This window comes from Serratia sp. M24T3 (assembly GCF_000257645.1).
Classification (GTDB): domain Bacteria; phylum Pseudomonadota; class Gammaproteobacteria; order Enterobacterales; family Enterobacteriaceae; genus Rouxiella.
The window spans coordinates 20,927-27,003 of record NZ_AJHJ01000050.1; the positions used below are offsets into that span (position 1 = coordinate 20,927).

The 6,077-nt window shown below is 46.4% G+C and carries 6 protein-coding genes and 1 tRNA gene; 3 read left to right on the forward strand and 4 right to left on the reverse strand.

All coding sequences use genetic code 11. The features are described 5' to 3' along the window. Nucleotides 1-11: 11 nt before the first annotated feature. Nucleotides 12-1,139, reverse strand: coding sequence for an efflux RND transporter periplasmic adaptor subunit (locus SPM24T3_RS22615; protein WP_071988475.1), 1,128 nt, complete (start codon nucleotides 1,137-1,139; stop codon nucleotides 12-14). A 435-nt stretch (nucleotides 1,140-1,574) separates the two neighbouring features. Here SPM24T3_RS22615 and SPM24T3_RS22620 point away from each other — a divergent pair, with 435 nt between their 5' ends. Further along, nucleotides 1,575-1,928: a helix-turn-helix domain-containing protein gene (locus SPM24T3_RS22620; protein ID WP_009639166.1), complete on the forward strand. Its 354-nt coding sequence runs from the start codon at nucleotides 1,575-1,577 to the stop codon at nucleotides 1,926-1,928. A 96-nt stretch (nucleotides 1,929-2,024) separates the two neighbouring features. On the opposite strand, the gene SPM24T3_RS22625 is transcribed toward SPM24T3_RS22620, so the two are convergent. The 3 genes from SPM24T3_RS22625 to SPM24T3_RS22635 form a co-directional block, all read right to left on the reverse strand. Further along, complete coding sequence (locus SPM24T3_RS22625) at nucleotides 2,025-2,762, reverse strand: DUF3053 family protein (RefSeq protein WP_009639167.1); 738 nt, start codon at nucleotides 2,760-2,762, stop codon at nucleotides 2,025-2,027. A gap of 116 nt (nucleotides 2,763-2,878) precedes the next feature. Further along, the gene (locus SPM24T3_RS22630) at nucleotides 2,879-3,496 is read right to left on the reverse strand and encodes a phosphatase PAP2 family protein (RefSeq protein WP_009639168.1); all 618 of its coding nucleotides are present in this window, start codon (nucleotides 3,494-3,496) and stop codon (nucleotides 2,879-2,881) included. A gap of 191 nt (nucleotides 3,497-3,687) precedes the next feature. Further along, nucleotides 3,688-4,767 (reverse strand): tartrate dehydrogenase, encoded by a 1,080-nt coding sequence (locus SPM24T3_RS22635; protein ID WP_009639169.1) that lies wholly within the window; start codon nucleotides 4,765-4,767, stop codon nucleotides 3,688-3,690. A 106-nt stretch (nucleotides 4,768-4,873) separates the two neighbouring features. Here SPM24T3_RS22635 and SPM24T3_RS22640 point away from each other — a divergent pair, with 106 nt between their 5' ends. Then, nucleotides 4,874-5,785: a LysR family transcriptional regulator gene (locus tag SPM24T3_RS22640; RefSeq protein WP_009639170.1), complete on the forward strand. Its 912-nt coding sequence runs from the start codon at nucleotides 4,874-4,876 to the stop codon at nucleotides 5,783-5,785. A gap of 159 nt (nucleotides 5,786-5,944) precedes the next feature. Then, nucleotides 5,945-6,020 (forward strand) — tRNA-Phe (locus tag SPM24T3_RS22645). Nucleotides 6,021-6,077 lie beyond the last annotated feature (57 nt).

Genomic DNA, 6,077 nt, shown 5'->3' on the forward strand with positions numbered 1-6,077 from the left:
TGTCGATCCTGTTACTGGGCTTGATCAGCGGCAGCGGGTGTTAGATTTTTAGCCATATCTACGCTCTTGGCGTTGACTGACATCCCCGGCATAAAGACTTTTTGTACGCCATCGACGACCACGCGATCTCCTGCCTGCAAGCCGTGCTGCACAATGCGCAATCCACCTGACAAGCCACCTATCTGGATATCTCTGCGCTGCGCTTTTCCGCTCTGATCCACCACGTAAACAAACTTGCGGTCTTGATCGGTGAGTACGGCTTTATCGTCAATTAACAAGGCGTTATATTCGGCACTGCCCGGCATTTGCACGCGGGCAAACAGGCCTGGCGTGAAGCTGCGATCGCGGTTGTCGAGCACGGCACGCATGCGAATGGTACCGGTGCTGGAGGTTAACTGGTTGTCGGTGAAGTCAAGCACGCCCTGATGCGGATAGCCGTTTTCACCGACTAGACCGACGTGTACTGGAAGAGGCTCATTGCTCTGCTTGGCCGCCCGCGCAATCGCCTGATAACGCAGGAAAGTGCCCTCATCAACGTCGAAATAGACGTAAACTTTGTCGAGTGAGACCAGAGTCGTCAGCACGCTGGCACTGTCACCCGCGGTAACCAGATTGCCTGCGGTGATCATTGCGCGACTGGCTTTGCCATCAATCGGCGCAATCACGCGGGTAAAGTCGAGGTTAAGCTGCGCCATATCCAACTGGGCCTGAGCCGCTAAAACGTCTGACTGAGCCTGAGCAGCAGCGGAGCGACGCTGTTCCCATAGCTCGCGGGAAATCGCCTCCGAACTCACCAGTTTTTCTGTACGTGCTGACTCACTGCGCGTCAGAGTAGCCTGGTTTTTGGCTCGCACCAGTTGGGCCTGCGCCTGTTCCTGAGCAGCGCGATAGGTACGGTCATCGATGGTAAATAGCACTTGGCCTTTCCTGACTTCATCGCCTTCCTGATAATTTACTTTATCGATGTATCCCGAAACGCGTGGCCGCAATTGAACGATTTGTACTGCCTCGATACGGCCGGTAAATTCGTCCCACTGTTTGATAGGTTTAATTAAAACGTTGGCCATGCTGACTGCCGGAGCGGGCGGCGCTGCGTTTTGCGCCACGCTGTTATCACACCCTGAAAGTAAAGCGATCATCAACGCTAGCCCAGAAAGTGGCGCGATAATGTGCGCCGTATGGCGACGACCAGTGGGCCGCAGATAAGAATTTTGCAGGCTAATCATTATTTTTATTTCCAGTGAATACTGCGGCAGGCAACTCCATCGGTCCTGTCCACCGGGGAACGTCCTTCACCTGCGCCGTTTTTTTGGGATTTGCATCTGTCATAGGTGCAATAAGGTATCAATAACTGATACATTAACTCGAGGGGATTGTAGGGAGCGCGCTATTAAACTGCAAGAATTATTGTTGCACTTTATGTGCTATAGCGAAAAGCCATTTTGTGAGGAGCTGTAACTATCTGCGTGAAGCGATTAAAATGCAATAGTAAAACTTGCATTTTATCGAAAACTGCGTCAGCCTTAACGAATGCTCTCCTTGAGAGGGAGCAAAACCATAGTGGGAGAGCGGAAATGAAAACTGAAGATTTTATTCACGATCTTATTGACTGGATTGATCACAATCTGGAAGAACGACTGGATATTAAAACCGTAGCCAAACGTGCGGGGTATTCTCGTTGGCACTTGCAAAGAATGTTCAAAGAACACACCGGATTACCGATGGGTGAATACATTCGTCAGCAGAAAATGAAAAAATCGGCAGATATGCTGGCAAGCAGCGCTGAGACTATCGTCAGTGTAGCCATTTCTCTGGGCTTCGACTCTCAGCAGTCATTCACCCGCAGTTTCAAACGTCAGTTTGGGCAAACGCCGGGTGATTGGCGTCGTGCCGAGAATAATCAAGCGGTTGCTCACGCGTGCCATTAAAGCAAGGCTGACTAAGAATCGGTTTAGTTTTTTGATAGGCCAATAACCGGTTAATAGTCGCGCCCAAACGAATTACCTATTTTCAGCGCAAGAATATTAGTTGACCATCTGCTGCATCTGTCGGCTTAGAACCATCAACTGAGCATTAAGCGGTACCAATTGTTTCTGGATAGCCGCGTATTTATCTAGTTGAGCCTGTGACGAAAATTGCAGTGTGCTGCCAGAAATAGTGACATTTTTACCCTGACTTTTAATAAAATCGGCCTTGATAACAATTTGGTTTAATACTTCCGGAAGCAGCGTATATATTTTCTCCGCGACTGCGGCTGGCTGCGAAACCACTTTGTTATAGGCCTGGTCATAAACTTTTTTCACCGCTACAGGCTGCTTCAATGTATCGCGCTGCGCATCAGCCTGCTGACGTATTGTCTTTAATTCATCAAGCCATTGCTGACTGGTTTGCGCCATTTTTTGTAAATCGTTGCGCTGTTCCAGTAAGGCATTTACTGAAGTCACTGCATTCATATTGGTAAATACTGGAACTAAAGATGAATTAAGCTCTGTGTCGAGCTTGCGATGGAAGTCAGTAATAATCTTATAGTCTTTTGCATAATGCCCAAATTTAATTTGCTGATCTGAAGTTAATTCAGGGACTTTTATCGATTGGCTGGAGAGAAGGCTAGCCTGTAGAAAGTCAGTAAACGCCTGCTGCTGGGCCTGCTCTTTATCGCCACATCCACTGACAATCAATAAAATAAGCGGCAGTAGCAGATAACGGATGAAGCGGGGAAAAATCCCGGCATTTCCAGAATTTATGAATATTGCTTCAGTCATATCAGCTAGGTTCCTTCATTTAATGGCTACTGGCTTGGGGCATTAAATGGACTTGAAAAAAAGTTGATCAATATTAAAACTCCGACACCGTATAATAAATAACAATGTCGAGTTTTTTAACCTAATTGGCTGAGTAGTTTTTCACGAGTCCAGGCAGGATGGCCAGTAATATGTTCAGCAAACTGCTCAATCATATTTTGTGTCGTTGCCTGTTTGCCTCTACTCACCAATAGAATCGGCACAATTAGCATTATTGCCAGTTGAGAAAAAGTGAAAGCTTTAACTATTTGATGACGCTGAGTAATAAGAAATATGCTGCTAGCACTTAACCCTATAATTAATCCAGTAATTACTTCACTTGGGGAATGCGCACCTAATATTACTCTACTGTAGCCAATGAGTACGGGTAACAAAAATCCTACGGCTATCGTTACCTGTCGTAACCTTTTATGTAATCCACCACTTAAAAGCCATAATAAAACTGGCCAAATAGTGGCTGACATCGTGGTATGGCCGCTGAAACCGGTAAAGTTATAACGTGTGCTGCCAATTCCCCAGCCCAAAAAAAGCAGTTTCGAAATGCAGACTAAAAATCCACTTATCCCAAAGGTAAATAACCACGCCAATGGCGTGAAACGACCGGTGACCTTCCAGGCCATAAAAAAGGCAATAATAATTCCGGTAGGCAGTAAAAGCATACTGTCCCCGAAATAAGTCAGGCTATTCCAGTACAATAGGATTTCCCTCAGTTTAATCTTATTTTTAGTTTAAATTAGCGAGTAACTGGTGGGAATTGTATCAGCAGGGAGACGCCGAGCGATAGTGAAATCACCACCGCTCGGGCTAGGATAAATCATATTTTAAGCGAATTTCTCAACAACTTTAACTTCACTTGCACCCTAAGCCGTTAAAGTAGCTGTAAAGTTTATAGCATGTCGGCGATGGCCTGCCCCAAGGCACGTGTGTCGCCTTTTCCCTCAAGATCGCCTGTAAGAGGGGCGTTATCAGGTCCAAGACTCAGCACTTTCTCTATAGCCTGCAACACTTCTGCGCCTGCCTGCTCATAGCCCAAGTGTTCCAGCATCATTGCACCGCACCATATTTGCCCAATTGGATTGGCGATACCTTTACCGGCAATATCAGGAGCAGATCCGTGCACCGGCTCAAACAGACTAGGGAATTTACCTTCTGGATTAATATTAGCTGATGGCGCAATGCCAATAGTGCCGGTGCAAGCAGGGCCGAGGTCTGAAAGGATATCGCCGAATAAGTTACTGGCAACTACCACATCAAACCAATCTGGATGCAGAACAAAATTCGCGGTAAGAATATCTATATGATATTTATCGACGTTCACTTCAGGATAACCTTTACCCATCTCAACAACCCGCTTATCCCAATAAGGCATAGTAATAGCGATGCCATTGGATTTTGTGGCTGAGGTTAGGTGCTTTTTGGGTCTTTTTTGCGCCAATTCAAAAGCGTATTTAAGTATGCGGTCAACGCCAGTGCGGGTCATTACCGTTTCCTGAATCACAATTTCCCGATCGGTATCAGGGAACATAATCCCGCCAACGCTTGAGTATTCGCCTTCGGTATTTTCCCGAACGACGTAAAAATCAATGTCTCCAGGCTTTCTTCCAGCTAAAGGTGCTTTGACTCCAGGCATCAGGCGTACGGGCCGTAAATTAACATACTGATCGAATTCGCGTCTGAACTGCAGTAATGATCCCCACAGCGAAACGTGATCGGGAACGACATCAGGCCAGCCTACGGCACCAAAATAGATTGCATCAAATTCTTTTAGAGTGACATACCAATCATCTGGCAGCATTTTTCCATGCTCGAGATAATAATCTGCACTGGCAAAATCAAACCATTGCCACTCAATATTAATACCGTGCCTGGCAGCGATTTTTTTCATCACTCTGATGCCTTCTGGCATCACTTCTTTACCAATACCATCGCCAGGAATAACGGCTATTCTATGTGTTCTATCAGACATTTTGAGGGCCTCTTATCATTATTGGATTCTTTTGAGTGTAATTACTTCTCAGGCGGGCAACAATTTGCTAAATATTTAAGGCATTCTTAACTAAAAGTGAATAATGATGTCTTCTATCGACGATCTAAGATTTTTCACTCTTATTACCCGCTTCGGTAGCCTAACGGCAGTAGCGCGCGAGATGGGGTTGACCCTTCCAGCGGTCAGCAAGCGATTAACTCAGCTTGAACAGCGTTTGGGCGTGCAGTTGGTGTTAAGGACAACACGTCGGCTAGATTTGACTGTAGAAGGGGAGCGTTATGCCGAGGGTGCTCGGCCGATCATTAACCAGCTGGCCGAACTTGAGAATGCAGTATCAAATAGTCAGGCTCTATTAACCGGCAGGCTTAGCATTAATGCCTCGTTTGGTTTTGGCCGTCGCTTTATTGCTCCTTTAATTTCTTCATTTCATCGGCTGCATCCTAATCTGGATATTGATATACAGCTCACCAGCCAACCGCTGAATTTTCTGGATAATAGTGTCGATATTGATCTCCGCGTGGGTGAGCCTCCAGATTCACGATTGGTTGCCATTAAGCTAATGAGTAACTCACGAGTCGTTTGTGCTTCCCCAGAGTATTTGGATAAAAATGGCATCCCCGAGAGCGTGACCGATCTGGCCCATCACAACTGTATTGTTTTAAGGCAATATGAGAGTGATTATTCACTGTGGCGTTTCACCAGAGAGGGCAAAGAGTATGTGCAAAAGGTCAGTGGAGACTTGTCCAGCAATGATGGCGAAACAGTAGTTAACTATGCTCGTGACGGGCACGGTATTATTTTGCGCTCATGGTGGGATATCCAAAAAAACTTGCAGCAGGGCGAGCTGGTGCCTTTATTGACCGAATATCTGGCCCCCGCGGCGGATATTTATGCCGTTTATACCTATCGTAAACATCTGCCGGCGCGGATTAGCGTATTTATCAATTATCTTAAGCAGCAGCTTGGGCAGGAAGTGGGTAAAACACTTCAGCTGTGAAACTTTCTCGACGGTAATAGCGATTGGGGGATTTTTGACTGTAAAATAGGCTTTTCGGCAAGTGTTTGCTTTAAAAAACATCACTCAAACGCCGCAGAAGGGTAATCTGCTAAAAAGCCGTTGACGACCAACTGCCAATACGGTTTAATGCGCCCCGTTGCCCGGATAGCTCAGTCGGTAGAGCAGGGGATTGAAAATCCCCGTGTCCTTGGTTCGATTCCGAGTCCGGGCACCATATTTAGAAGAACCCGCCAATGGCGGGTTTTTTGCTTTCAGAGATCCGGACTCTCCA